Below are 26,582 nucleotides of genomic sequence, written 5' to 3' on the forward strand. Positions count from 1 at the left end.
AAAAGTTCGATTTATTCAACAAAGCCCAACTGGGTCTGACACAACCCGCGGTCAGCAAAATCATCAGCGATATCGAGTCCTACTTCGGCGTGGAAGTGATGGTGCGTAAAAACACCGGCGTAAAACTGACTGCCGCAGGCCAGGTTCTGCTCTCATACTCAGAGTCGATCACGCGTGAGATGAAAAACATGGTGAGCGAGATCAACAGCCTGAGTTTCAGCACCGTTATGGATGTCTCCTTTGGCTATCCGTCTCTGATCGGCTTTACCTTCCTTTCCGAAATGATCAAAAAATTCAAGGAAGTGTTCCCGAAAGCGCGTGTCTCAATGTATGAAGCGCAGCTCTCATCCTTCCTCCCGGCCATTCGCGACGGTCGACTGGATTTCGCCATCGGAACACTGAGCGATGAAATGCTTCTGCAGGATCTGCACGTTGAACCGCTGTTTGAGTCCGAGTTTGTACTCGTCGCCAGTAAAACACGAACGTGCACCGGTTCGACAACACTGGCATCGCTCACACATGAGCAGTGGGTGATGCCGCAAACCGATATGGGCTACTACAAAGAACTCCTGACCACCCTGCAAGACAATCACATCAGCATTGAAAACATCGTCCAGACCGATTCCGTTGTCACCATTTATAACCTTGTGCTTAATGCCGATTATTTGACGGTCATTCCCCGCGATATGATTGCACCGTTCGGCTCCGATCAGTTTATTGTCCTGCCAGTGGAAGATGAATTACCCGTGGCGCGTTATGCCGCCGTGTGGTCGAAAAATTACAGAATTAAAAAATCAGCGTCAGTATTAGTGGAACTGGCAAAACAATATGCTTCACTCACCAGTGAAAGACGACGATGATTTAATAAAATCCAGATAAGTATTAAACCTGTTTTAAAGCACCCAGAGTTTGTTTTATTCATACTCTGATACCCTGACTTTGCCCGAAAAGAATGAATTATTACAACGAGGATATTATGCACATTACCTACGATCTCCCGGTAACCATTGAAGATATTCAGGACGCCAGAAAACGACTGGCAGGTAAAATATATAAAACTGGCATGCCGCGTTCGAATTATCTCAGTGAACGTTGTAAGGGCGAAATATTCCTGAAGTTTGAGAACATGCAGCGTACCGGTTCGTTTAAGATCCGCGGCGCGTTTAACAAACTAAGCTCATTGACTGACGCTGAAAAACGCAAAGGGGTTGTTGCCTGCTCCGCGGGAAACCATGCACAGGGGGTATCTCTTTCCTGCGCCATGCTCGGCATCGACGGCAAAGTTGTGATGCCAATGGGCGCGCCGAAATCCAAAGTGGCCGCGACGCGCGACTACTCTGCGGAAGTCGTGCTGCAAGGTGATAATTTCAACGACACCATCGCTAAAGTCAGTGAGATCGTTGAGATGGAAGGGCGTATTTTTATTCCGCCTTACGACGATCCGAAAGTGATTGCCGGCCAGGGCACCATCGGCCTGGAAATTCTCGAAGATTTGTACGACGTGGATAACGTGATTGTTCCTATTGGCGGCGGCGGATTAATTGCCGGGATTGCGACAGCGATTAAATCCATCAATCCGACGATTAATATTATCGGCGTACAGTCTGAAAACGTTCACGGAATGGCGGCCTCCTGGCAGGCCGGAGAGATTATAAATCATCGCGTCACCGGTACATTAGCCGACGGTTGCGATGTTTCTCGCCCGGGTAAATTAACCTTCGAAATTGTTCGTGAATTAGTCGATGACATTGTGCTGGTCAGTGAAGATGATATTCGTAACAGCATGATAGCCCTTATTCAGCGAAATAAAGTGGTGACGGAAGGCGCAGGCGCGCTGGCCTGTGCCGCGTTATTAAGCGGCAAACTTGACCACTATATTCAGGGTCGTAAAACCGTCTGCATTATCTCCGGCGGCAATATCGACCTCTCTCGTGTTTCCCAAATTACCGGCTTCGTTGACGCATAAAGGTGACCTATGAGCAACACAGAAAGCATTATCGTTGGTCAGACAAAGACGTCCTCCTGGCGTAAGTCTGATACCACCTGGACCCTGGGCCTGTTTGGTACCGCTATTGGCGCAGGCGTGCTGTTCTTCCCTATCCGCGCAGGCTTTGGTGGGTTGATCCCCATCCTGCTGATGCTGGTTCTTGCGTTCCCGATTGCGTTTTACTGCCACCGCGCGCTGGCGCGTCTCTGTCTGTCCGGCAGCAACGTCTCCGGCAACATCACCGAAACGGTGGAAGAGCATTTCGGTAAGACTGGCGGGGTGGTCATCACTTTCCTTTACTTCTTCGCCATTTGCCCGCTGCTGTGGATTTACGGTGTCACCATTACTAACACCTTTATGACTTTCTGGGAAAACCAGCTCCAGCTACCTGCGCTTAACCGCGGCGTGGTGGCGCTGTTTCTGCTGCTGTTGATGGCCTTTGTTATCTGGTTCGGTAAAGACCTGATGGTGAAGGTCATGAGCTTCCTGGTGTTCCCGTTTATCGCCAGTCTGGTGCTGATCTCCCTGTCGCTGATCCCTTACTGGAACTCAGCGGTAATCGACCAGGTCAACCTGAGCGATATTGCTTTCACCGGGCATGACGGCATTCTGGTCACGGTGTGGCTGGGGATCTCCATCATGGTCTTCTCCTTTAACTTCTCGCCGATTGTCTCCTCATTCGTGGTTTCCAAACGCGAAGAGTACGAACCTGAGTTCGGTAAAGAATTTACCGAGCAGAAATGCTCCAAAATCATCGGTCGCGCCAGCATGCTGATGGTCGCCGTGGTGATGTTCTTCGCCTTTAGCTGCCTGTTTACGCTCTCTCCGCAGAACATGGCGGATGCCAAAGCGCAGAACATTCCGGTGCTTTCATACCTGGCGAACCACTTCGCCTCCATGTCGGGAACCAAATCGACGTTTGCTACGGTGCTGGAATACGGTGCTTCCATCATTGCGCTGGTCGCTATCTTCAAATCTTTCTTCGGTCACTATCTGGGCACGCTGGAAGGGCTGAACGGTCTGATCCTCAAGTTTGGTTACAAGGGTGATAAGAAGAAAGTCTCTGTAGGCAAGCTGAACACCATCAGCATGGTATTCATCATGGGCTCCACCTGGGTTGTGGCTTACGCCAACCCGAACATTCTCGACCTTATCGAAGCCATGGGTGCGCCAATCATCGCCTCTCTGCTGTGTCTGTTGCCGATGTATGCCATCCGCAAAGCACCGGCTATGGCGAAATTTAAGGGCAGACCCGAGAACATCTTCGTTACGGTTGTTGGCCTGCTGACCATTCTGAATATCGTTTACAAACTGTTCTAAATCATTGCTCAGGAAGAGCGGAGTAACACCATGATTGAGTTTCCGGTTGTACTGGTTATTAACTGCGGTTCGTCCTCTGTTAAGTTTTCGGTGCTCGATGCCAGCAGTTGCGATGCCCTGATGACGGGGATTGCAGACGGCATCAACACTGAAAAAACCTTTATTTCCGTGAATGGGGGTGAGCCAACCACACTGGCTCACCATGACTACGAAGGGGCGTTGGCTGCCATCGCCCTGGAACTGGAGAAGCGTGACCTGATGAGCAGCGTGGCCTTGATTGGCCATCGTATTGCTCATGGCGGCGACCTCTTCAGCGAGTCGACCCTGATTACGGATAAGGTGATTGAACAGATCCGTCAGGTTTCTCCCCTGGCACCACTGCATAACTACGCCAATCTCAGCGGTGTAGAAGCCGCTGAGCGCCTGTTCCCAGGTATACAGCAGGTTGCAGTGTTCGATACCAGCTTCCATCAGACGCTGCCGCCGCAGGCCTATCTGTATGGTTTGCCGTACCGCTATTTTGAAGCGCTGGGCGTGCGTCGCTACGGCTTCCACGGCACTTCTCATCGCTATGTGGCCGGGCAGGCACATACGCTTCTCGGGCTGTCCCCCGATGACAGCGGCCTGGTGATTGCCCATCTCGGCAACGGGGCGTCCATCTGCGCGGTGCGCAACGGTGAAAGCGTCGATACCTCGATGGGGATGACGCCGCTTGAGGGGCTGGTGATGGGCACGCGCTGTGGCGATGTGGATTTTGGCGCAATGGCGTGGATTGCCCAGCAGACAGGTCAGTCATTCGAGGATCTGGAGCGGGTGGTAAACAAAGAGTCCGGTCTGCTGGGGATCTCCGGGATTTCCTCAGATCTGCGGGCGCTGGAAAAAGCCTGGCACGAGGGCAATGAACGGGCGCAACTGGCAATACACACTTTTGTACACCGCATCGCGCGGCATATCGCGGGTCACGCAGCGTCGCTGCATCGTCTGGATGGCGTGGTGTTCACCGGCGGTATTGGCGAGAACTCCAGGCTCATCCGTACGCTGGTGGCTGACCATCTCAAGGTCTTCGGTATCACCCTCGATGAGGCTAAAAACGCCCTGCCGGGCAGTGCGGGTGAGCGCGTCATTAGCACTGATTCGTCCCGCGTGGTCTGCGCGGTGATCCCTACCAACGAAGAAAAAATGATCGCGCTGGATGCCCTCCGTCTTGGGAAGGTGACTCCGGCTGCGGCTTACGCCTGATAAAGCGAGAATCAAATGAAAGTAACAATTGATACAGGCGTCGCGCCATACAGCGACGCATGGGCCGGGTTTCGCGGTGAAGAATGGAAAAACGCCGTCAACGTGCGCGATTTTATTCAGCATAACTACACCCCTTATGAAGGCGATGAAGCTTTCCTCGCGCAGGCGACGCCTGCAACGACGGCGCTCTGGCAGAAGGTAATGGTCGGCATTCGCCTGGAGAATGCCACCCATGCCCCGGTGGATTTTGATACTAACATCGCCACCACAATTACCGCGCATGGGCCTGGATATATCGACCAGGATCTGGAGACCATTGTCGGCCTGCAGACTGACAAACCGCTCAAACGCGCCCTGCATCCGTATGGCGGGATCAACATGATCCGCAGCTCGTTCGAAGCCTATGGCCGCGAAATGGATCCGCAGTTTGAATACCTGTTTACCGACCTGCGTAAAACCCATAACCAGGGGGTGTTTGACGTCTATTCGCCGGAGATGATGCGCTGCCGTAAGTCCGGCGTGTTGACCGGTTTGCCGGACGGCTACGGACGCGGACGCATCATCGGCGATTACCGCCGCGTGGCGCTGTACGGGATCGCTTATCTGGTGCGCGAGCGCGAACTTCAGTTTGCGGATCTGCAGGGTAGGCTGGAGCGCGGCGAAGATCTGGAGGCGACGATCCGCCTGCGCGAAGAGCTGGCGGAACACAAGCGTGCGCTGCTGCAGATCCAGCAGATGGCGGCGAACTATGGCTTTGATATTTCTCGTCCGGCGATGAATGCCCAGGAAGCGGTGCAATGGGTCTACTTTGCCTACCTGGCGGCGGTGAAATCTCAAAATGGCGGGGCGATGTCGCTGGGGCGTACGGCCTCGTTCCTCGATATTTATATTGAACGTGACATGCAGGCCGGGCGTCTGAATGAGGTCCAGGCACAGGAGTTGATCGACCACTTCATTATGAAGATCCGCATGGTGCGTTTCCTGCGTACGCCGGAGTTCGATACGCTCTTCTCCGGCGATCCGATCTGGGCGACGGAAGTGATCGGCGGCATGGGGCTGGATGGGCGCACGCTGGTGACCAAAAACAGCTTCCGCTATTTACACACCCTGCACACCATGGGACCAGCGCCGGAGCCAAACCTGACGATCCTCTGGTCTGAAAAACTGCCGATTGCGTTCAAGAAATATGCCGCGCAGGTGTCGATCGTCACCTCGTCGCTGCAGTATGAGAACGACGACCTGATGCGGGCCGACTTCAACAGTGACGACTACGCGATAGCCTGCTGCGTCAGTCCGATGGTGATCGGCAAGCAGATGCAGTTCTTTGGCGCCCGCGCCAACCTGGCGAAAACGCTGCTGTACGCAATCAACGGCGGGATGGATGAGAAACTGAAGATCCAGGTGGGCCCGAAAACCGAGCCGTTGCTGGATGAAGTGTTGGATTACGATACCGTGATGGCGAGCCTCGATCACTTTATGGACTGGCTGGCGGTGCAGTACATCAGCGCGCTGAATCTCATTCACTACATGCATGATAAGTACAGCTACGAAGCCTCGCTGATGGCGCTACACGACCGGGACGTATACCGCACCATGGCCTGCGGCATTGCCGGCCTGTCGGTAGCGGCGGACTCCCTGTCGGCCATTAAATATGCCGCGGTGAAACCGGTGCGTGACCATACCGGTCTGGCGGTTGATTTCGTGATTGAAGGTGATTACCCGCAGTACGGCAACAATGACGACCGCGTGGACAGTATTGCCTGCGATCTGGTCGAGCGCTTTATGAAAAAAATTCAGGCGCTGCCAACCTACCGAAATGCAGTACCGACCCAGTCGATCCTCACCATCACTTCTAACGTGGTGTACGGCCAGAAGACCGGGAACACGCCGGACGGACGCCGCGGCGGCACGCCGTTTGCCCCAGGCGCGAACCCGATGCACGGCCGCGACAGAAAAGGGGCGGTGGCCTCGCTGACGTCGGTTGCCAAGCTACCGTTCACCTATGCGAAAGACGGCATCTCCTATACCTTCTCGATTGTGCCGCAGGCGTTGGGTAAGGACGAACTGGTGCGCAAAACCAACCTGGTGGGGCTACTGGACGGCTACTTCCACCACGAAGCGGCTATCGAAGGCGGACAGCATCTGAACGTCAACGTCATGAACCGGGAAATGCTCCTGGATGCCATTGCGCATCCGGAGAATTACCCAAACCTGACGATTCGCGTTTCAGGGTATGCGGTGCGCTTTAATGCGCTGACGCGTGAGCAGCAGCAGGATGTGATTTCGCGAACGTTCACTCAGTCAATCTGACGAAATGAGCCTTCATGCCCCCTTCCTGACAGGGGGCATTTTTTTGCCCGCTAAACATACAAAATTGTTTATATAATTATTCACACATATTCATCCGCTCTTGAAAAACAATGCTCCTGCTTTTCCCTATAACAGAATGTAAGGACAGTAAGATGATGAAAATGACCCGTATTGCTTTGGTTGCAGTATCGCTGGCAGCATGCAGTTTTACGGCGCAGGCCGCTAACGTGGAAGCCGCTCCATCACCGTCACAGGATCCACTGGTACAACACCTTAAGCTCAGCAATGAGCAGGTTAAGAAGATTGAAGGTCTGCATAATCAGCTGGAACAAAATGTTAGCAAGATCCCAATGACCGGCGTAAAGGATCGGGCGCTAATTGATATGTTCCAGGCAGGAAAATGGGATGAAAACACGGTGAAAAGTCAGCTTGCTGCCTTCAGCAAAATTGAAGAGCAGACCCGTTACTATCGCGTGAAATATTACTTCGATGTCAGCCAGGTTCTGACGCCGGAACAGCGTAAGCAGATTAGGACCGATATGGCGAATGCGCTGGCAAACTGATTTCGTACCCGCGCCTTGCGCGGGTTTTTATTTCTTGATCGTCATCACTTTTAGAAAATTAATGACCTTTCTCTTAATTGAGGAGTAAATTTTCCTTTCGACTCAGTAAATCCTCACAAAACTTGTGACTTTTTTCTCCCCCTCTCCAGATATGATCTTCCCACACCAATAACACACACCTGCAGCTGTCTGAATCGCAATCGCTGGCGATCGGAATCCTATAAAAACAACTGTTTACCCTACAAAATAAGCGAGTGCCCAATGGATACGGCAACAAACAGCAGTGTGATTGTAAATGATTCCCCGGCGGCAAGACGGGCGGGAATGCGTGAAAGCGAATGGCAAGAGGCGATTAAATTCGACAGCACCGACACAGGTTGGGTCATCATGAGTATCGGGATGGCTATCGGTGCGGGGATTGTTTTTCTCCCGGTACAGGTAGGATTAATGGGGCTGTGGGTCTTTTTACTTTCCTCGATTATTGGTTATCCGGCCATGTATCTGTTCCAGCGTCTGTTTATTAATACGCTGGCCGAATCCCCGGAATGCAAAGATTACCCGAGCGTCATTAGCGGTTATTTAGGTAAAAACTGGGGCATCTTATTAGGCGCGCTCTATTTCGTGATGCTGGTGATCTGGATGTTTGTCTATTCCACGGCCATCACCAACGACAGCGCCTCGTATTTACATACCTTTGGTGTCACAGACACTCTGCTTTCGGAAAACCCGTTCTATGGTTTATTCCTGATCTGCATTCTGGTCGCCATTTCGTCGCGCGGTGAACAACTGCTGTTTAAAGTATCCAGCCTGATGGTGCTGACCAAATTATTCGTGGTTACCGCGCTGGGGCTGTCAATGATGGGTCTTTGGCATTTAGCCAATGTCGGCATGCTGCCACCAATGGGCCTGCTGATTAAAAACGCCATTATTACGCTGCCTTTTACCCTAACATCCATTCTCTTTATTCAGACCTTAAGTCCGATGGTCATCTCCTATCGTTCACGGGAAAAATCGGTTGAAGTGGCGCGGCACAAAGCATTACGGGCAATGAATATTGCTTTTGGCGTGCTGTTTGTGACGGTCTTTTTCTATGCTGTCTCCTTCACGCTGGCAATGGGCCACGATGAGGCGGTAAAAGCTTACGAACAGAATATTTCTGCCCTGGCGATCGCGGCGCAGTTTATCAGTGGTGATGGTGCAGGCTGGGTCAAGATTGTCAGCGTGATCCTGAATATCTTTGCCGTAATGACCGCATTCTTCGGGGTCTATCTCGGTTTTCGCGAGGCTACGCAGGGTATCGTGATGAACATCCTGCGCCGCAAATTACCGGCAGAAAAAATCAATGAAAACCACGTTCAGCGCGGCATTATGCTGTTCGCCATCCTGCTGGCCTGGAGCGCAATTGTATTAAACGCGCCGGTGCTGAGTTTCACCTCTATTTGTAGCCCCATCTTCGGCATGGTGGGCTGCCTAATCCCTGCATGGCTGGTCTACAAAGTCCCGGCGCTGCACAAATATAAAGGCGTATCGCTGGTGATCATTGTCATCACCGGGTTGCTGCTTTGTGTTTCTCCTTTCCTCGCATTCTCCTGAGGGTAAATAAGGTCGTAACGATGTCTGAGCAAAGTCAAACTTTATGGAAGCAATTTATTCGCACGGTGCAGGAAGAAGTTAAACCTGCACTTGGGTGTACCGAACCGGTGTCTCTGGCGTTGGCCTGCGCGATTGCTGCGGCGCATCTGCCGGGTGACGTCACGCAGATTGAGGCGTGGGTATCACCGAATCTGATGAAAAACGGGCTTGGCGTGACGGTGCCGGGCACCGGCATGGTCGGGTTACCCATTGCGGCCGCACTGGGGGCCATTGGTGGTAACGCGCAGGCCGGGCTGGAGGTGTTGAAAGATGTCACTGCCGATGCGCTGTCACGTGCTAAAGCTCTGCTGGATGCAGGTCAGGTGCAGGTGAAACTGCAGGCGCCGTGCGATGAAATTCTTTACTCCAGAGCCTGCGTTTACGCCGGGAATTCCTCGGCAATGGTGACTATCGCTGGTGGACATACGCGAGTAGTGGAGGTGGTTTGCCAGGGGACAACGCGCTTTGCGCTTGACGATCGGCAAGGCGAAGTGAGTGACGATCCGCTGGCGGTGCTGTCAAACACTACGCTGTCGCAGATCCTTGAGTTTGTAGAACACGTTCCGTTTGAGGCTATCCGTTTTATCCTGGAGGCCGGAAAGTTGAATGATGCCCTCTCCCGTGAAGGGCTCAGCGGGAAGTGGGGGCTGCACATTGGCGCAACACTCAATAAACAGCGCTCGCGTGGGTGGATGGCGCAGGATCTGGGGTCGGACATTGTTATCCGCACCAGCGCGGCATCCGACGCCAGGATGGGCGGTGCGACGCTACCTGCGATGAGCAATTCAGGATCCGGGAATCAGGGGATCACTGCTACCCTGCCGGTAGTGGTCGTCGCTGAACACGTTCAGGCTGATGACGAACGACTCGCACGAGCCCTGATGTTGTCACATCTTTCGGCAATCTACATTCATTCCCAGCTTCCACGTTTGTCGGCACTGTGTGCGGCTACCACGGCAGCGATGGGGGCTGCGGCAGGAATGGCCTGGCTGTTGGGCGGAAGCTACCAGACTATCTCAATGGCGATTGGCAGTATGATCGGTGACGTCAGCGGGATGATCTGCGATGGGGCGTCTAACAGCTGCGCCATGAAGGTTTCTACCAGCGTGGCAAGTAGCTGGAAAGCGGTGATGATGGCGCTGGATGATTCTGCTGTGACGGGAAATGAAGGGATCGTGGCGCACGATGTAGAGCAGTCAATAGCGAACTTGTGCGCGCTGGCGTGCCGCTCAATGCAGGCAACGGATCAGCAAATTATTGAGATTATGGCGAGCAAAGTGTCGTGAATTTTTCCCCCTCTCTTCAGAGGGGGAATATATTACACCGGCAAATCAATCAACAACGCGCGCAGTGGTGTATCAGCAACCAGTGTGATATTCGCTTCATCACGAATAAACGCCCCGTCACCACAGGTGAGCGCTTCTTTCTCTTCCGTGTGCGTCACCGCATGCACCGTGCCGTGAATTGACTGCAGATAGGCGCGCGGGCCATGAAGCTGGAAGCTTGCCTGTTCGCCTTTCTTCAGTTCAATGTGATGCAGCCATACCTGCTGGCGCAGTTGCAGGCTGCCTTTGCTACCGTCCGGGGAGGCAATCAGCTGCTGCTTATCGCCCGTCAGGTCAACCTTCTGTACCGGTGGATTTTCCCGCTCCGGACAGGCATCGAGCCAGAGTTGCATACGGGTCAGCGTCTTCTCTTTGCTGAGGTTATGCTCGCTGTAGCTGATGCCTGGCTGCGTGGAAATCAACAACGCTTCGCCAGCCTTTGCCTGGACATGATTGCCCTCGCTATCGCGGTATTCTGCCTCGCCTTCCAGGATCAGGTTCAGGATATCGACTTTCGGATACGTACGCGGCTGGAAGGAGGCGCCCGGGGCGAGCACTTCCTGATTTAACACGCGCAATGAAGCGTAACCGAGGAGTTTCGGGTCAAAGTAGTGTCCAAAGGAAAAGGTGTAGCGGGCCTGCAGCCAACCGAAATCGGCTTGTCCGCACTGTTTAGCTGTTCTTGTCGTAATCATAAACTTGACCTCTCTTTACACTAAAACAATGGTAAAGGTATGGACGCTTCATTGTTAGCCAGATATTCTGCCGGGTATGTTCAAATTTCCTGAATGAGAACGAGATGGCTAAAGAGAGAGCATTGACGCTTGAGGCGCTTCGCGTCATGGACGCGATTGACCGACGTGGCAGTTTTGCGGCGGCGGCAGATGAACTGGGGCGCGTTCCGTCTGCGCTAAGCTACACCATGCAGAAGCTGGAGGAAGAGCTGGACGTGGTGCTGTTTGACCGCTCCGGTCATCGAACAAAATTCACCAACGTTGGGCGGATGCTGCTGGAGCGCGGTCGCGTCCTGCTGGAAGCGGCGGACAAGCTGACGACGGATGCCGAAGCACTGGCACGAGGCTGGGAAACCCATCTGACGCTGGTCACCGAAGCACTGGTACCCACCGAAGCACTGTTTCCGCTGGTGGACCGCCTCGCAGATAAGGCGAATACCCAACTGTCGATCATTACTGAGGTACTGGCAGGTGCCTGGGAGCGTCTGGAGACGGGCAGGGCGGATATCGTCATTGCCCCGGACATGCACTTCCGTTCCTCGTCGGAAATCAACTCCCGCAAGCTCTACAGCGTGATGAACGTCTATGTCGCTGCACCCAATCACCCGATCCATCAGGAGCCTGAGCCGCTCTCTGAAGTGACGCGCGTGAAGTATCGCGGCGTGGCGGTAGCGGATACCGCACGTGAACGTCCGGTGCTAACGGTGCAACTGCTGGATAAACAACCTCGTTTGACGGTGACTTCACTGGAAGATAAACGGCAGGCGCTGCTGGCTGGCCTGGGCGTGGCGACCATGCCGTACCCGTTTGTCGAAAAAGACATTGCAGAAGGTCGGCTGCGCGTTGTCAGCCCGGAATATAGCCACGAGGTGGATATCATTATGGCGTGGCGTCGCGATAGCATGGGCGAAGCCAAATCATGGTGTTTACGCGAAATCCCGAAGCTTTTCGCTCATTATAATAAATAGATCTGTAGGCCCGGTAAGCGCAAGCGCCACCGGGCATTGAATCAGGCATTGAGTTTAGGGTCGGCACCAAAGCGGTTTTCGCCTGGCGTGCCGCTCTGACAGTTGAAGATCAAGATGACAATCCAGCCCACAACCGGGATCAACAGCAGCAGTAACCACCACGCTGAACGATCGGTATCGTGTAGTCGGCGGAACTGTACGGCCCAGGAGGGCAACAGAATAAATATGCCGTAAATGGAGGTGAGAACACCTTCCCCGCTTGCCCGCTCCCAACCCAGAATTTTATCCACAATCCCCAGCACCAGGATGAGGATGAAGTTCACCAGAACGAACATCCAGTACTCTTTACGGCGCGCACGGCCACCAAATCCAATGTAGTTACGCAGTACTTTTAAATACCAGTCCATTTTTCCCTGCCTCTGTAATCGGTCAATCACTTGTTTTCTAAGCGATCGAGATAAGGATAGATGGAGATTGTGAATTAAAAAAGGGCATCTATTGATGCCCCTAATATTTAGCGGAAACGGACGTCACGACCGTGCGGCTCATTCAGATCCTGCCACGGGCCAATGGAGATAATGCCCGTTGGGTTGATGGTCTTATGGCTGCGGTAGTAGTGGGTGCGAATGTGGTCAAAATCGACCGTTTCGGCAATACCCGGTGTCTGGTAGATGTCACGCAGAAAACCATACAGGTTCAGGTAGTCACTGATGCGGTGCTTGTCGCATTTAAAGTGGGTGACATACACCGGATCAAAGCGCACGAGGGTAGTCCACAGACGAATATCCGCTTCCGTCAGTTGGTTGCCTGTCAGGTAGCGATGCTGGCCGAGCAGTTGTTCCAGACGCGCCAGCGATTCAAACACTTTCCCGACCGCTTCGTCATACGCTTCCTGGCTGGTGGCAAAACCGGCCTTGTAGACACCGTTATTGACGTTGTCGTAAATCCAGCTGTTCAGCTCATCAATTTTCTCACGCAGTTCAACCGGGTAATAATCTCCGGCGCGAGCGCCATGGGCATCAAACGCGGTGTTGAACATGCGGATAATCTCCGCAGACTCATTGCTGACGATTGTCTGGTTTTTCTTGTCCCACAATACCGGAACGGTAACGCGCCCGGTGTAGTGCGGATCGGCACGCAGATACAGTTGGTACAGGAAATCGTGGTGATAGAGATCGTCCCCCGTTGCTGCAGGGAAATCGGCGTCAAACGTCCAGCCATTTTCCAGCATCAGCGGGTTCACCACCGAAACGGGAATTAAAGACTCAAGGCCTTTAAGCTTGCGTACAATCAGCGTGCGGTGTGCCCACGGACAGGCGAGTGAAACATAAAGATGGTAACGATCTTTCTCGGCCGCAAAACCGCCTTCGCCGCTCGGGCCTGGGGCACCATCGGCAGTCAGCCAGTTACGGAAGGCGGAAACTGAGCGCTTGAAGCGGCCTCCGGTAGATTTGGTGTCATACCAGACATCCTGCCAGATGCCGTCTACGAGTTGTCCCATTTTTTTCTCCTCCGTCAGATAGCAAAAGCGAGGAGATATCTCCTCGCTTTGTGTTCATTCAGTATAGCGTGTGCTTACCATTTCTTGTTCAGAACGCGGTCGATGCTGTATGCGCCCGGGCCAGTGACGGCCAGCAGCAGGAAGCCACCCGCGATGGTCAGGTTTTTCATGAACATCAGAGAGTTCACGCCTTCCGCAAAGTTGCTGTGGAAGATAAACGCTGTCAGCACGGTAAAGCCTGCGGTAAACAACGCGGTGGTACGGGTCAGGAAGCCGAACAGCACTGCCAGACCGCCGCCGAACTCAAGCAAAATGGTCAGTGGCAGCAGGAACCCCGGCACGCCCATGGCTTCCATATACTGCTGGGTACCCGCATAACCGGTGATTTTGCCCCAACCTGCAACGATGAACAGAATTGGCATCAGAATACGTGCGACCAGTACACCAACATCTTCTAATTTTTTCATTTTACTCTCCAGGAAACCACATGAGCGGCTGAACATTATTTGTCTGCAATTCCGCGTAGATACCGCGGCGTTGCTGTCGATGGAGAGGATAATAAACGGGGCGGGTGGTAATTGTTAGCAAGGAAAACTGTCAATCTTTTTCAAAGATATTGAGGAAGGGAGGGGGATTTTGCCGGGTGGCGCAGCGCCACCCGGCGAGAAGGCTACCGCAACTGCTGCTGGCGCAGCGTTGCTTTCACCAGACGCCAGGCGCTCCAGACTCCAAAGCCCCGACGCGTCCAGCGAATGAGCTTACTTGGGTGACGAACGCCCCAGATAGCCATAATGCTGGTGCCGACCAGCGCCCAGGAACGAACGTTCAGGAAGGTATTCCAGCCACGATCGAGCGGACGCGTTGCCTCGAGCCAGTCGCGGCGGCTGGCTGACAGATCCAGCCTCTGCTGCTGGATCTGGCTTAACAGAAACGCTTTACGTTTCTGGCGCTCGGCTTTGTCGCTCACGGCTTATCATCCTCCAGCAGGGTGCGATCGTTAGCCAGCTCCTGGCGCGTATGACGCAGGAAAGTGGATTTGCGTGCTTTACGCAGTGTCCATACCCCGCCAATCAACGCTGCCAGCAGCAGGACGACGGTGGTGGCAATCATCGCGTTAAGACGATACTGCGAGTCAATGGCCCAGATGATGAGTACCATCAGGCTCATCAGGCCGAACGCAGCGAAGAGCATGGTCAGCCCGAGCATCAGCAGCATCTGGAAGAGGTTTGCTTTCTCCTCTTCCAGCTCAACGACGGCCAGTCGGATGCGGGTTTCGGCGATGGCGACCAGCGTGGTTAAAATACGCTGGCCGATGCCGAGGACGTTTTTAGCAGGCCCTTGTGCGTGACGAGGATCTTCCATAATCAACGACGCGTGAGCAGGACACCCAGCACCACACCTACCGCGGCACCAATACCTACGCCTGTCCAGGGATTATCCCGAACATATTCATCAGCACGAGCAGCGGCTTCGCGGGTTTGCTTCGCCAGCGCATCACCCGTTTCACCCAGACGATGGCGGCTCTCTTTCAGGGCTTGTTCCGCTTTGCTACGCAGTTTGCTCACTTCTTCCTTGGATTTATCGGCGGAGGAGTTCAGCACCTCTTCCAGAGTGTCGGCCAGGGATTTCAGTTCAGCGCGCAGATTTTCAGACGTCGTATCTTTTGACATGATTTTCTCCTGTTGAGATTTCCGTTAACTCAATAATCGCGAGCTTCCAGCGCTTTCAGGTCATCCTGCGCTTCTTTCAACTTCTTCTCGCGCTTAGCAATTTTTTCCGCATCCCCTTTCTCTTTCGCTTCCTGCAGGTCGCGACGGCGCTCGGCTATCTCGTCCTTCTGTTCAGCGATTTTTTTCTGGTGATCGGCACGTAGCTTGCTGTCTGAACAGTTCGCTTTCACTTCGCTCAGCGCTTTTTTAAGACCCTCAACACGATGGTGATTGTTATGCTTTTCGGCATAACCGATCTCACGCTGAATATCCTGTTCTTTCTCCTGGCAGAGAGCGTTTGCGAAGGATGCTGTGCTTAAAGAAAAAAGGGCCAGAGCCAGAGTCATGCGGAATTTCATTATCGAAACCTTCCATTGTGTTGCGGCGAAAGCCGCTATCCAAAGTTATGCGGAGTACATTTGAGGGGTGCTCCGCGTACTTAAGCATAGTAAGTAAACGGGGGATTCACCAAAGTGAGTGAAAAGATTCGGAATCCTGGAAATTATCCAAGCCGATGCGACGTATCACGAATCAATGATAACCAGGCTGTAGGCTGGCTGTCATCTTCCTGCTGGGCAATGATATATCCTTGCGGCAGCGTTCGGTCGAGAACCACTTTTGCGGCGGCACTTTGCGCACGAGAATCAAACGTGATCAGTAAAACATCATCCTTCGGTGTGATGCTCTTGAAGCGGATCCCGTTCGCATCCAGATGATGCCAGACGGAAAAACCGTCTGGCACACTGGCACCCTGATTGACCGGACGAATGGCCAGCGTAGACTCCTGATGCGAAAGCGCGCTCCAGACCAGAAGCATGGCACTAATAAGCACCAGGGCGATCAGGGCGTATGCACAACGACGCAGGGAGAGCGCGGAGATAACCATTGTTAGCTCCTGGCTCCGTATTTTTTCTTCCACAGGACAACCAGTGAACCAATCAGACCGAAGACCAGCAAAACAACGGGCAGCAGCATCAGGCACGACATCAGCTGATCTTCATACTTCATGAAGACGGGGGTTTTACCCAGAGCATAACCCAGCGTTGTCAGGATCAGAACCCATAGCAGACCGCTCATCCAGTTAAAGAACTGGAAGCGTGTGCTGCTCAATCCGGAAAGACCTGCAATGGTTGGCAACAGAGTGCGTACAAAGGCGATAAAGCGGCCAATCAGCAGCGCGGAGAGCCCGTGCTTATGGAAAAGGTGGTGCGCTCGCTGGTGATAATGGGCAGGAAGATGAGAGAGCCAGTTCTGCACGAGCCTGGTATTGCCCAGCCATCGTCCCTGGATGTAACTCACCCAGCAGCCGAGGCTTGCGGCGACGGTCAGGAGTAAAATAGTTTGTGGAAACGCCATTGCCCCTTTGGCGCACAGCACGCCGACAAGCACCAGCAAGCTGTCACCGGGTAAAAAGGCGGCAGGCAGTAAACCGTTCTCAAGGAACAGGATCATAAACAAGACGAAATAGAGCATGCCAATCATGGAAGGGTTGGCCAGCGTTTCAAAATCCTGTGCCCAGAGGGCATGCAGTAGTTGGGTCAAAAGTTCCATTCAGTGTTCCTGGAAATCGGTTAACGTCACGCCTGTTATCCGGGACAAACAGCACGGCGACATTGTAGTGATTTCATTATGGTCGCTCGCGGACACATTGCGGTGTGGCCAACACTGTTCCCTGTTAATTGGCTGGTTAGCAAGCACTAACTTACAAAATAAGGAATTGAATCCAATTGTAACAAAGCCCAACGGTCTGCGTCACAGAATTTGCGGGGTGGGATGATTTTGGCGCAAGCCCAGGAAGTGAGCGAGGGGATTTACAAAGGCTGACACTATATATGTTTTGCTTACCCACGTAAGCCGGAAGGCGCAACGAAGCGCCTGCCAGCGAAAAGGTGATCTATTTTGCGGCACTGGATGCCGTATCGAGATGAACGACGGGATTATCGGCAAAAAGATAGCGGTCAGCGTTAAATTCAAAGTCGTCGCTGGTTTCATTGAACAGCATCAGCTTCGTGTTTTCCAGGTGCTGCCACATCGCCAGTTTAGCGGCATGCGGGTCTTTACGAATCAGCGCCTTAAGGATTTGATCGTGATCGTCACACCAGTTGTCGACAGTGCGGGAATCAATATGGTCGTGAAGTTTCTTCCAGTACGGGTTGTGAACACGCTGAGTCCACATTTTCTCAACGATTGCCGCCAGCGCCGTATTTTGAGTTGCCAGGGCGACCTGAACGTGGAATTGCAGATCCCACTCTGAATCCCGGAAACATTTTTCCTTACGGGCATTCTCCTGGATTTCCATCAATTTCATGATGTCCTGCTTGGTCACCTGCGTCGCGGCGAATTCCGCAATATTGCTTTCGATCAGTTGGCGAGCCTGGAGCAGCTCAAACGGACCATAGCTGGCGAACTCCAGACTTTCGTCTGCGACCGGAGAGTGTTTCGGCTGATTAGAAATCACGTGAATGCCGGAGCCTTTGCGTACCTCAACGTAGCCTTCCACTTCCAGCATGATAATCGCTTCGCGGACAACGGTACGGCTCACGCTTTTTTCATCAGCAATGAAGCGCTCGGCGGGGAGTTTATCACCGACAAGATAGACACCTTGCTCGATACGATCTTTCAGCTCGGCAGCAAGTTGCTGATATAAACGACGTGGTTCGGTGATTTCCATATGCGCTCCAGGCAGGGTACGGCGGATGATTTGTTATACCACTTTTACGTGCCAGTCTCCAGATTTCGCCATGAAAAAAGCCGCCCGAAGGCGGCTTCTTTGATGTGAGATTTTTTACTAACTTTGTGTTGCCGGATTCCCAAGGGACTCTTTCGCCAGCTCCTCGGCTGACTTACTTTTCAGCACCGTCCAGATAACCACCGCCCCCATCAGGTCGAAAATAGCCAGTACGGCGAACAGCGGGCTGAAGCCGATGGTATCTGCCAGCGCACCCACCACCAGTGCGAACATCGTACTTGCGGTCCAGGCTGCCATACCGGTCAGGCCGTTTGCTGTAGCGACTTCGTTACGACCGAAGACGTCAGAGGAAAGCGTAATCAGCGCACCGGACAGTGACTGGTGAGCAAAACCACCAATGCACAGCAGGGCGATAGCCACATATGGGCTGGTGAACAGACCGATCATGCCCGGGCCAATCATCAGCAGCGCACCCATGGTCACGACCATTTTACGGGAAACAATCAGGTTCACGCCAAACCAGCGCTGGAACAGCGGTGGCAGGTAACCCCCCACGATACAGCCCAGGTCAGCAAACAGCATCGGCATCCAGGCGAACATCGCGATCTCTTTCAGGTTAAAGCCGTAGACTTTGAACATGAACAGCGGGATCCACGCGTTAAAGGTCCCCCAGGCCGGTTCAGCCAGGAAACGTGGCAGGGCGATACCCCAGAACTGGCGGGTGCCCAGGATCTGCCAGACAGACATTTTTTTGCCGTTGTTGGTCTGATGCTGCGCTTCCTGACCACCAATAATGTAGTCACGCTCTTCTTCAGACAGTTTTTTCTGATCGCGCGGATGCTTATAGAAAACCAGCCACGCCATTGCCCAGGCAAAACTCAGCACGCCAGAAATGATGAACGCCATTTGCCAGCTGTGCATCACGATAGCCCACACCACCAGCGGTGGCGCAATCATCGCACCGATGGACGAGCCCACGTTGAAGTAACCGACTGCAATGGAACGCTCTTTCGCCGGGAACCACTCGGAGCTGGCTTTCAGCCCAGCGGGGATCATCGCGGCTTCTGCCGCACCGACCGCACCACGCGCTACTGCCAAACCGCCCCAACTGCCTGCCAGCGCGGTTGCACCGCAGAACACCGCCCAGGCGATAGCGAAGAAGGCATAACCGATTTTGGTACCGAGAATATCCAGCACATAGCCAGCAACAGGCTGCATGATGGTATAAGCCGCGGAATAGGCGGCAATGATGTAGGAGTATTGCTGCGTGGAGATATGCAGCTCTTCCATCAACGTTGGCGCTGCAGCTGCCACGGTGTTACGCGTCAGGTAGCCCAGCACGGTGCCTAACGTCACCAGTGCGATCATATACCAACGTAACCCTTTAATTTTACGCATCTAAAACCTCATCGTTATGTTATTTCCGCGCCAGAGCACGGCAACGTCTCAACCGTTTCCGGGAGCAGTTGTGTAACGGGAGGGGCGTAGCCGGGAGAATGTCCCGGAACGGCCCGAACCTTGCCATAAGTAAGCGTGCATAAGTCGGTATCCGTACCGTTAAACCCGATGCCTCTCACATCGGTAATGCATTCCGTCGGCTGAGTGTTTGCGACGGCGAAAAAGATAACTTGTCATACAACTTCAAAAGGTGAGTGACATCACAAATGTATGATTCTTTGTAGGGACATTATCTGTTGCGTGCAAAGCTAGTTCTGGCGCGGCCTGGAGAAGGGTTTACTCCATATAGGGTAATTTATTTGTTGACGTTTATTGATCTCACTCACGAAAAAAGCTTCGGTCGATGGAAATTGGTGTGATAACTTTGCAGCATATGAACATACGCTTTCTGACGCTCCCGTTACGAGGAAGACGATAATGACGCCGTTTATGACCGAAGATTTTCTGTTAGATACTGAATTTGCCCGCCGCCTGTACCACGACTACGCAAAAGACCAGCCAATTTTCGACTACCACTGCCATTTGCCCCCGCAGCAGGTTGCCGAAAATTACCGTTTCAAAAATCTGTATGACATCTGGCTGAAAGGTGACCACTACAAATGGCGCGCGATGCGTACCAATGGTGTGGCTGAACGTCTGTGTACTGGCGATGCGACTGACCGTGAGAAGTTTGACGCATGGGCAGCGGCGGTTCCGCATACCATCGGCAACCCGCTATATCACTGGACGCACCTTGAACTGCGTCGTCCATTTGGCATTACGGGTAAGCTGCTTTCCCCGACAACGGCGGATGAAATCTGGAATCAGTGCAACGCGCTGCTGGCGCAGGAGCAATTTTCTGCGCGCGGTATCATGAAGCAGATGAACGTGAAGATGGTGGGTACGACCGACGATCCGATTGACTCCCTGGAGCACCACGCCGCGATCGCCAAAGACACTGCGTTTGATATCAAAGTGCTGCCAAGCTGGCGTCCGGATAAAGCCTTCAACATCGAGCAGACCACCTTCACCGACTACATGGCGAAGCTGGCGGAAGTCTCTGATACCGACATTCGTCGTTTCGCAGACCTGCAAACCGCGCTGACCAAACGTCTGGACCACTTTGCCGCGCACGGCTGTAAAGTCTCTGACCACGCGCTGGACGTCGTGCTGTTTGCGGAATCAAACGAAGCCGAGCTGGATAGCATCCTGGCACGTCGCTTGTCCGGTGAATCCCTGAACGAACACCAGGTTGCTCAGTTCAAAACGGCGGTACTGGTATTCCTCGGCGCAGAATATGCCCGTCGCGGCTGGGTACAGCAGTACCACATTGGTGCACTGCGTAATAATAACCAGCGCCAGTTCAAGCTGCTGGGCGCGGATGTGGGCTTCGACTCCATCAACGATCGTCCGCTGGCAGAAGAGCTGTCTAAGTTGCTGAGCAAGCAGAACGAACAAAACCTGCTGCCAAAAACCATTCTCTACTGCCTGAACCCGCGCGATAACGAAGTGTTGGGCACCATGGTCGGCAACTTCCAGGGGGAAGGGATGCCGGGCAAGATGCAGTTCGGCTCCGGCTGGTGGTTCAACGACCAGAAAGATGGCATGGAGCGTCAGATGACGCAGCTGGCGCAGCTTGGCCTGTTAAGCCGCTTTGTTGGCATGCTGACCGACAGCCGCAGCTTCCTCTCCTATACCCGTCATGAATATTTCCGCCGCATTCTGTGCCAGATGATTGGTCGCTGGGTTCACGCAGGCGAAGCGCCGGCAGATATCCAGTTGCTGGGTGAAATGGTGAGAAACATCTGCTTTAACAATGCGCGTGACTACTTCGCCATTGAACTGAACTAAGGCTGTTTGAGGTTGATATGCAATACATCAAAATCCATTCGCTGGATAACGTTGCCGTAGCGCTGGCAGATCTGACCGAGGGGACGAAAGTCACTTTTGATAATCAGTCGGTCACGTTACGCCAGGCCATTGGACGCGGACATAAATTTGCCCTGACCCCCATCGCTAAAGGGGAGAACGTGGTGAAGTATGGTTTGCCGATTGGTCATGCGCTCGCGGATATTGTGCCGGGTGAATACATTCATTCTCACAATACCCGTACTAATCTGAGCGATCTGGACGAGTACAGCTATCAACCTGATTTACCCGCGAAAGAGAGTCAGGCGGCGGATCGTGAAGTGCAGATCTACCGTCGCACCAGTGGTGAAGTGGGGATCCGCAATGAGCTGTGGATCCTCCCTACCGTCGGTTGCGTGAATGGGATTGCACGTCAAATTCAGACCCGCTTTCTGAAAGAGACCAATAATGCTGAAGGCACCGATGGCGTACATCTGTTCAGCCATACTTACGGCTGCTCACAGCTCGGCGACGACCATATCAACACGCGCACCATGCTGCAAAATATGGTGCGCCATCCGAATGCCGGTGCGGTGCTGGTGATCGGTCTGGGGTGCGAAAACAATCAGGTCGATGCCTTCCGTGACACGCTGGGCGTGTTTGACCCTGAGCGCGTACATTTTATGGTATGCCAGCACCAGGATGACGAAGTGGAAGCGGGTATTGAGCAACTCCACCAGCTGTATGAGGTGATGCGCCACGACAAACGCGAGCCGGGCAAGTTGAGCGAGCTGAAGTTTGGTCTGGAGTGCGGCGGGTCTGATGGCCTGTCTGGTATCACCGCTAATCCGATGCTGGGCCGCTTCTCGGATTACGTGATCGACAACGGCGGCACGACGGTACTGACCGAAGTGCCGGAAATGTTCGGCGCGGAACGTATTTTGATGAGCCACTGCCGCGACGAAGAGACGTTTGAAAAAACCGTCACCATGGTGAATGACTTTAAACAGTACTTCATCGCCCACAACCAGCCGATTTATGAGAACCCGTCGCCGGGTAACAAAGCGGGTGGTATCACCACGCTGGAAGAAAAATCTCTCGGCTGCACCCAGAAAGCGGGGGCCAGCCAGGTGGTGGACGTTCTGCGTTACGGTGAGCGGCTGAAAACGCACGGCCTAAACCTGCTGAGTGCACCGGGTAACGATGCCGTGGCAACCAGTGCGCTGGCCGGGGCTGGCTGTCATATGGTGCTGTTCAGTACGGGCCGAGGTACGCCATACGGTGGTTTTGTGCCAACAGTGAAAATCGCCACCAACAGCGAGCTGGCAGCAAAGAAAAAGCACTGGATCGACTTTGATGCCGGTCAGCTCATTCACGGCAAAGCGATGTCGTCATTGCTGACGGAGTTTGTGGATACAATCGTGGAGTTTGCCAACGGCAAGCAGACCTGCAACGAGAAGAACGATTTCCGCGAGCTGGCGATCTTTAAGAGTGGTGTGACGCTGTAAGTGTATTGTCGGGTGGCGCTAACGCTTACCCGACCTACTGAACCTTGTAGGCCCGGTAAGGCGTAGCCGCCACCGGGCTTTTCTTTTTAGCTGCGCAGGGCGTTCTTCGCTAAACGCGCGTCTTCCGCCTGACATGCCGCTGCGGTGAACAGCACGTCGGTAGAGGAGTTCAGCGCGGTTTCGCAGGAGTCCTGCAGCACGCCGATAATAAAGCCGACGGCCACAACCTGCATGGCAATCTCATTCGGGATACCGAACATATTACAGGCCAGCGGGATCAACAGCAGTGAACCGCCCGCCACGCCGGATGCGCCACAGGCACACAGCGACGCCACCACGCTCAACAGCAGTGCGGTTGGCAGATCCACCGGAATACCCAGCGTATGCACCGCCGCCAGCGTCAGGACGGTGATAGTGATGGCCGCCCCCGCCATGTTCACGGTGGCACCCAGTGGGATTGATACGGAATAGGTATCGCGATCCAGGTTCAGTTTCTCCGCCAGCGCCATGTTCACCGGGATGTTCGCTGCCGAACTACGGGTGAAGAAGGCGTAGACGCCGCTTTCACGCAGACAGGTCAGTACCAGCGGATACGGGTTGCGGCGGATCTGCCAGAACACCAGCAGCGGGTTGATCACCAGTGCCACCAGCAGCATACAGCCAACCAGAACGACCAGCAGCTGCGCGTAGCCCCACAGCGCGTCAAAGCCGGTGGTTGCCAGCGTGGAGGAGACCAGACCGAAGATCCCGATTGGCGCAAAACGAATCACCAGTTTCACCATGAAGGTCACGGCGTTGGACATATCTTTGACCAGATTTTTGGTGGTGTCGTTACCGTGACGCAGCGCAAAGCCCAGACCAATCGCCCAGACCAGGATGCCGATGTAGTTTCCGCTCATTAGCGCCGTGATTGGGTTGGATACCATGCTCATCAGCAGACCGCGCAGCACTTCCACAATCCCGGATGGCGGTGTGATATCGCCAGCGGCGCTGGTCAGATGCAGCGTGGACGGGAAGAGGAAGCTAAACACAACGGCTGTTAATGCAGCAGAGAAGGTACCCAGAAGATACAGGAACAGAATAGGGCGAATGTTGGTTTTTTGTCCGTGCTGATGGTTGGCAATCGACGCCATAACCAGCATCAGAACCAGTACCGGCGCGACGGCTTTCAGTGCGCCAACGAAAAGCGTACCAAGTAATCCCGTTGCTTCTGCTGCAGGCTTTGACACCATCGCCAGCAGAATACCCAGTACCAGTCCTGTCAGAATTTGTTTTACAAGACTCCCCTGCGCCAGGCGCGCAAAAAGCCCAGTTGATTGTGTGCTCATACATAATTCCTGAGTGAGATTGTGTTCCATCCTGGATGTGCTCTAAGTCACATTTATGTCCAGATGTAAGTAAATGTTTGCCTGGTTGAGTATAGGGAAACCGCATCTGGAGGGAAGCGTAAAATGCTGGATTTTACGTGTTGCGTCATGTTTTTTAACTATTAGTTAACGAGAATGCCCGGTAAGCGCAGCGCTACCGGGCAAAACACACTAAACCTGCTGCTTTCTATCGTGCTGGCGGTTAACCCAGGTATTGATAATCAGCGTCACGATCAGAATGCCAAACACCACGCCGAGCGAAATGGCGATCGGGATATGGTAGAAATCGACAATCAGCATCTTGATACCGATAAATACCAGGATCACCGACAGGCCGTACTTCAGCATTGAGAAGCGCTCCGCCGCGCCCGCCAGCAGGAAGTACATGGCACGCAGGCCAAGAATGGCGAACAGGTTAGAGGTCAGAACGATAAACGGGTCAGTGGTCACGGCGAAGATAGCCGGGATACTGTCTACCGCGAAAATCACGTCACTCAGCTCCACCAGAATCAGCACCAGCAGCAGCGGGGTGGCAAACAGCAGGCCGTTCTTACGTACAAAGAAATGCTCACTCTCGATCTTGTCGGTCATGCGCAGATGGCCACGGATCCACTTCACCAGCGGGCGATCGCCAATCGCTGAGCCATCTTCTTTTGCCAGAGCCATTTTGACCCCGGTGAACAGCAGGAACGCACCGAAGACATACAGCAGCCATTCAAACTGCGTAATCAGCCAGCTACCGGCGAAGATCATGATGGTACGCAGAACGATCGCGCCCAGCACGCCGTAGACCAACACGCGGCGCTGCAGGGCTGCAGGCACGGCAAAGTAGCTGAACAGCATCAGCCAGACGAAGACGTTATCAACCGCCAGGGCTTTTTCAATCAGATAACCGGTGAGGAAGGCGAGCGCTTGAGGATCGGCCACCGCACGGCCTTCAGTCGAGGCCAGATACCACCAGAAGGCAGCACAGAAGAGCAGGGAGAGGGTAACCCACACCAGCGACCAGACGGCAGCCTGTTTCATGGTCATGCCGTGTTCGCCACGACGCCCCTGCAAAAAGAGGTCGATCGCCAGCATGATGAGCACGACAACCGCGAATCCGCCCCACAACATTGGAGTGCCGACAGAATGCATACTATTTTCCTTACACATAAAAAAACAAAAACGGCTATGGTCAGAAGACGATAGCCGTTAGCTTTTTATGCATAGACCTCGCCTTCCGGCAAGGTCTCACTTACAACCACGAGGGTTGCCCGGCGACCGGATGCGGTATTGCACGCATCGTAATGACGATCCACCGGCAAGGAAGTTACTCCCCTTTGCGGGTAACAAAATATGTCAGACCATCGGTTTCGTCAATGGTTGACAGGGTTTCATTACACAGCTTTACGCGATAGCTTCTGCGCTCACGTCATCTGCCGGGAAGACCACGCCAGTCTGACGGCGGATCTCCGTTTGCAGTTTCGCCGTGGTGCGACTGACCGCGAGTCCAGGGTGGTTCACTTCGTTGTCTTCGACCAGACGGGCAAAGACCTCTGCCTCATAGAGCATAGTGTTAATATGCTGAGGCTGCGTCAGCTCTTGCGCTTTACCGCCGCGCGGAACAAAGCTCAGCTTCTGACACTCAGAAATTTTTTCGATAACCAGCGATCCCGCTTCACCCTGAATTTCACTTGGCAGCACAGAATCACTCACTTTTGAATGTTGCAGCGTGACGCTGAAATCCCCGTAATCCAGCGTCACTACGCCGTGCGCATCTACGCCGCTTTCCAGCAGGCTGGCTTGTGCACTGACGCTGTGTGGCTCGCCCCACAGTGCCACGGCGGAAGCTAGGCAGTAGAAACCGATATCCATAATCGAGCCGTTAGAGAAGGCCGGGTTGAAGGTGTTCGGGTTCTCGCCGTCGAGGTAACGCTGATAGCGAGATGAGTACTGGCAGTAGTTAATAAAGGCTTTACGCACTTTGCCAATTTTCGGCAGGGACTGCTGCAACAGCAGGAAGTTCGGCAGGCTGGCGGTTTTGAACGCTTCGAACAGCACCACCTGGTTTTCGCGGGCAAGCGCAATGGCGGCTTCCACTTCCTGAATATTCGAGGCCAGCGGCTTCTCGCAAATCACATGCTTTTTATGGCTGAGGAACAGCCTGGTTTGCGGGAAGTGCAGGGAGTTCGGGCTGGCAATATAGACCGCGTCAATGGCATCGCTTTGCGCCATCTCGTCGAGCGAGGTGAACAGATGTTCGACCAGGTAATCGTTCGCGAAGGTCTGCGCCTGCTCGAGGCTGCGGGAATAGACTGCGGTGAGTTTATATTTGCCGGTTTCGTGGGCGGCGTCGACGAACTGGCGTGTGATCCAGTTCGTTCCAATGACTGCGAAACGTATCATAAACGTTTACGTACTCCGTAGCTGGGAACCTTTAGCCACTGTAGCACGTCATCATGA

26 protein-coding genes are annotated in these 26,582 nt (G+C 53.7%); 11 read left to right on the forward strand and 15 right to left on the reverse strand.

All coding sequences use genetic code 11. The features are described 5' to 3' along the window. Positions 1 to 29: 29 nt before the first annotated feature. The 8 genes from tdcA (at position 30) to AC0XWG_RS10230 (ending at position 10,337) form a co-directional block, all read left to right on the forward strand. Positions 30 to 860, forward strand: coding sequence for a transcriptional regulator TdcA (gene tdcA, locus AC0XWG_RS10195; protein WP_475680772.1), 831 nt, complete (start codon positions 30 to 32; stop codon positions 858 to 860). A gap of 116 nt (positions 861 to 976) precedes the next feature. Next, positions 977 to 1,966 carry a bifunctional threonine ammonia-lyase/L-serine ammonia-lyase TdcB gene (gene tdcB / locus AC0XWG_RS10200; RefSeq protein WP_475680554.1) on the forward strand — a complete coding sequence of 330 codons (990 nt, stop codon included), beginning with the start codon at positions 977 to 979 and terminating at the stop codon, positions 1,964 to 1,966. 9 nt (positions 1,967 to 1,975) lie between these two features. Then, positions 1,976 to 3,307, forward strand: a complete 1,332-nt coding sequence (gene tdcC / locus AC0XWG_RS10205; RefSeq protein WP_028017082.1) for a threonine/serine transporter TdcC — start codon at positions 1,976 to 1,978, stop codon at positions 3,305 to 3,307. 30 nt (positions 3,308 to 3,337) lie between these two features. Then, positions 3,338 to 4,546, forward strand: a complete 1,209-nt coding sequence (gene tdcD / locus AC0XWG_RS10210; RefSeq protein ID WP_475680555.1) for a propionate kinase — start codon at positions 3,338 to 3,340, stop codon at positions 4,544 to 4,546. A 15-nt stretch (positions 4,547 to 4,561) separates the two neighbouring features. After that, a complete protein-coding gene (pflB, locus tag AC0XWG_RS10215) occupies positions 4,562 to 6,856 on the forward strand; it encodes a formate C-acetyltransferase (protein ID WP_128348171.1) in 2,295 nt (764 codons plus the stop codon). A 152-nt stretch (positions 6,857 to 7,008) separates the two neighbouring features. Then, positions 7,009 to 7,419, forward strand: coding sequence for a Spy/CpxP family protein refolding chaperone (locus AC0XWG_RS10220; protein WP_049007632.1), 411 nt, complete (start codon positions 7,009 to 7,011; stop codon positions 7,417 to 7,419). Positions 7,420 to 7,680: 261 nt separating this feature from the next. Next, the gene (locus tag AC0XWG_RS10225) at positions 7,681 to 9,012 is read left to right on the forward strand and encodes an SLC5/6 family protein (protein WP_475680556.1); all 1,332 of its coding nucleotides are present in this window, start codon (positions 7,681 to 7,683) and stop codon (positions 9,010 to 9,012) included. Positions 9,013 to 9,032: 20 nt separating this feature from the next. Continuing rightward, positions 9,033 to 10,337 carry an L-cysteine desulfidase family protein gene (locus tag AC0XWG_RS10230; protein WP_128348170.1) on the forward strand — a complete coding sequence of 435 codons (1,305 nt, stop codon included), beginning with the start codon at positions 9,033 to 9,035 and terminating at the stop codon, positions 10,335 to 10,337. A gap of 32 nt (positions 10,338 to 10,369) precedes the next feature. On the opposite strand, the gene AC0XWG_RS10235 is transcribed toward AC0XWG_RS10230, so the two are convergent. After that, positions 10,370 to 11,071: a pirin family protein gene (locus AC0XWG_RS10235; RefSeq protein ID WP_028017091.1), complete on the reverse strand. Its 702-nt coding sequence runs from the start codon at positions 11,069 to 11,071 to the stop codon at positions 10,370 to 10,372. A gap of 104 nt (positions 11,072 to 11,175) precedes the next feature. On the opposite strand from AC0XWG_RS10235, the gene AC0XWG_RS10240 reads away from it, so the two are divergent. Then, positions 11,176 to 12,078, forward strand: coding sequence for a LysR family transcriptional regulator (locus tag AC0XWG_RS10240; RefSeq protein WP_028017092.1), 903 nt, complete (start codon positions 11,176 to 11,178; stop codon positions 12,076 to 12,078). Positions 12,079 to 12,119: 41 nt separating this feature from the next. Here AC0XWG_RS10240 and AC0XWG_RS10245 read toward each other — a convergent pair whose 3' ends face one another. The 11 genes from AC0XWG_RS10245 to AC0XWG_RS10295 form a co-directional block, all read right to left on the reverse strand. After that, a complete protein-coding gene (locus AC0XWG_RS10245; RefSeq protein WP_028017093.1) occupies positions 12,120 to 12,485 on the reverse strand; it encodes a DUF805 domain-containing protein in 366 nt (121 codons plus the stop codon). Positions 12,486 to 12,592: 107 nt separating this feature from the next. Further along, complete coding sequence (locus tag AC0XWG_RS10250; protein ID WP_028017094.1) at positions 12,593 to 13,579, reverse strand: glutathione S-transferase family protein; 987 nt, start codon at positions 13,577 to 13,579, stop codon at positions 12,593 to 12,595. A 74-nt stretch (positions 13,580 to 13,653) separates the two neighbouring features. Beyond that, positions 13,654 to 14,046 carry a DoxX family protein gene (locus AC0XWG_RS10255; protein ID WP_023309292.1) on the reverse strand — a complete coding sequence of 131 codons (393 nt, stop codon included), beginning with the start codon at positions 14,044 to 14,046 and terminating at the stop codon, positions 13,654 to 13,656. Between the two features lie 203 nt (positions 14,047 to 14,249). Beyond that, on the reverse strand, positions 14,250 to 14,546 hold the full coding sequence (locus tag AC0XWG_RS10260) for a YqjK-like family protein (protein ID WP_028017096.1): 297 nt from the start codon (positions 14,544 to 14,546) through the stop codon (positions 14,250 to 14,252). Beyond that, entirely contained in the window at positions 14,543 to 14,941 is a 399-nt protein-coding gene (locus tag AC0XWG_RS10265; protein ID WP_128348169.1) for a phage holin family protein, read from the reverse strand. Before AC0XWG_RS10265 ends, AC0XWG_RS10260 begins: the two co-directional genes overlap by 4 nt. 2 nt (positions 14,942 to 14,943) lie before the next feature. After that, positions 14,944 to 15,249: an ElaB/YgaM/YqjD family protein gene (locus tag AC0XWG_RS10270; protein ID WP_028017098.1), complete on the reverse strand. Its 306-nt coding sequence runs from the start codon at positions 15,247 to 15,249 to the stop codon at positions 14,944 to 14,946. A gap of 29 nt (positions 15,250 to 15,278) precedes the next feature. Continuing rightward, positions 15,279 to 15,647: a DUF1090 domain-containing protein gene (locus tag AC0XWG_RS10275; protein ID WP_028017099.1), complete on the reverse strand. Its 369-nt coding sequence runs from the start codon at positions 15,645 to 15,647 to the stop codon at positions 15,279 to 15,281. A gap of 143 nt (positions 15,648 to 15,790) precedes the next feature. Continuing rightward, complete coding sequence (gene mzrA, locus AC0XWG_RS10280) at positions 15,791 to 16,174, reverse strand: EnvZ/OmpR regulon moderator MzrA (RefSeq protein ID WP_028017100.1); 384 nt, start codon at positions 16,172 to 16,174, stop codon at positions 15,791 to 15,793. 2 nt (positions 16,175 to 16,176) lie between these two features. After that, positions 16,177 to 16,839, reverse strand: a complete 663-nt coding sequence (yqjA, locus tag AC0XWG_RS10285; protein ID WP_028017101.1) for a DedA family general envelope maintenance protein YqjA — start codon at positions 16,837 to 16,839, stop codon at positions 16,177 to 16,179. Between the two features lie 343 nt (positions 16,840 to 17,182). Continuing rightward, a complete protein-coding gene (gene exuR, locus AC0XWG_RS10290) occupies positions 17,183 to 17,959 on the reverse strand; it encodes a transcriptional regulator ExuR (RefSeq protein WP_028017102.1) in 777 nt (258 codons plus the stop codon). 117 nt (positions 17,960 to 18,076) lie between these two features. After that, positions 18,077 to 19,375, reverse strand: coding sequence for an MFS transporter (locus AC0XWG_RS10295; RefSeq protein WP_028017103.1), 1,299 nt, complete (start codon positions 19,373 to 19,375; stop codon positions 18,077 to 18,079). Positions 19,376 to 19,852: 477 nt separating this feature from the next. On the opposite strand from AC0XWG_RS10295, the gene uxaC reads away from it, so the two are divergent. Next, complete coding sequence (gene uxaC / locus AC0XWG_RS10300) at positions 19,853 to 21,265, forward strand: glucuronate isomerase (RefSeq protein ID WP_475680557.1); 1,413 nt, start codon at positions 19,853 to 19,855, stop codon at positions 21,263 to 21,265. Between the two features lie 17 nt (positions 21,266 to 21,282). Next, on the forward strand, positions 21,283 to 22,770 hold the full coding sequence (locus AC0XWG_RS10305) for a UxaA family hydrolase (RefSeq protein ID WP_128348167.1): 1,488 nt from the start codon (positions 21,283 to 21,285) through the stop codon (positions 22,768 to 22,770). A gap of 86 nt (positions 22,771 to 22,856) precedes the next feature. Here AC0XWG_RS10305 and sstT read toward each other — a convergent pair whose 3' ends face one another. The 3 genes from sstT to AC0XWG_RS10320 all read right to left on the reverse strand — a co-directional run bounded on the left by sstT (position 22,857) and on the right by AC0XWG_RS10320 (position 26,525). Then, positions 22,857 to 24,098 carry a serine/threonine transporter SstT gene (gene sstT / locus AC0XWG_RS10310; RefSeq protein WP_475680558.1) on the reverse strand — a complete coding sequence of 414 codons (1,242 nt, stop codon included), beginning with the start codon at positions 24,096 to 24,098 and terminating at the stop codon, positions 22,857 to 22,859. Positions 24,099 to 24,308: 210 nt separating this feature from the next. Further along, positions 24,309 to 25,274, reverse strand: coding sequence for a TerC family protein (locus AC0XWG_RS10315; RefSeq protein WP_028017107.1), 966 nt, complete (start codon positions 25,272 to 25,274; stop codon positions 24,309 to 24,311). Between the two features lie 252 nt (positions 25,275 to 25,526). Further along, entirely contained in the window at positions 25,527 to 26,525 is a 999-nt protein-coding gene (locus AC0XWG_RS10320) for a Gfo/Idh/MocA family protein (protein ID WP_108090505.1), read from the reverse strand. Positions 26,526 to 26,582: the final 57 nt, after the last annotated feature.

It is taken from the genome of Enterobacter sp. DVT3837, assembly GCF_056238685.1.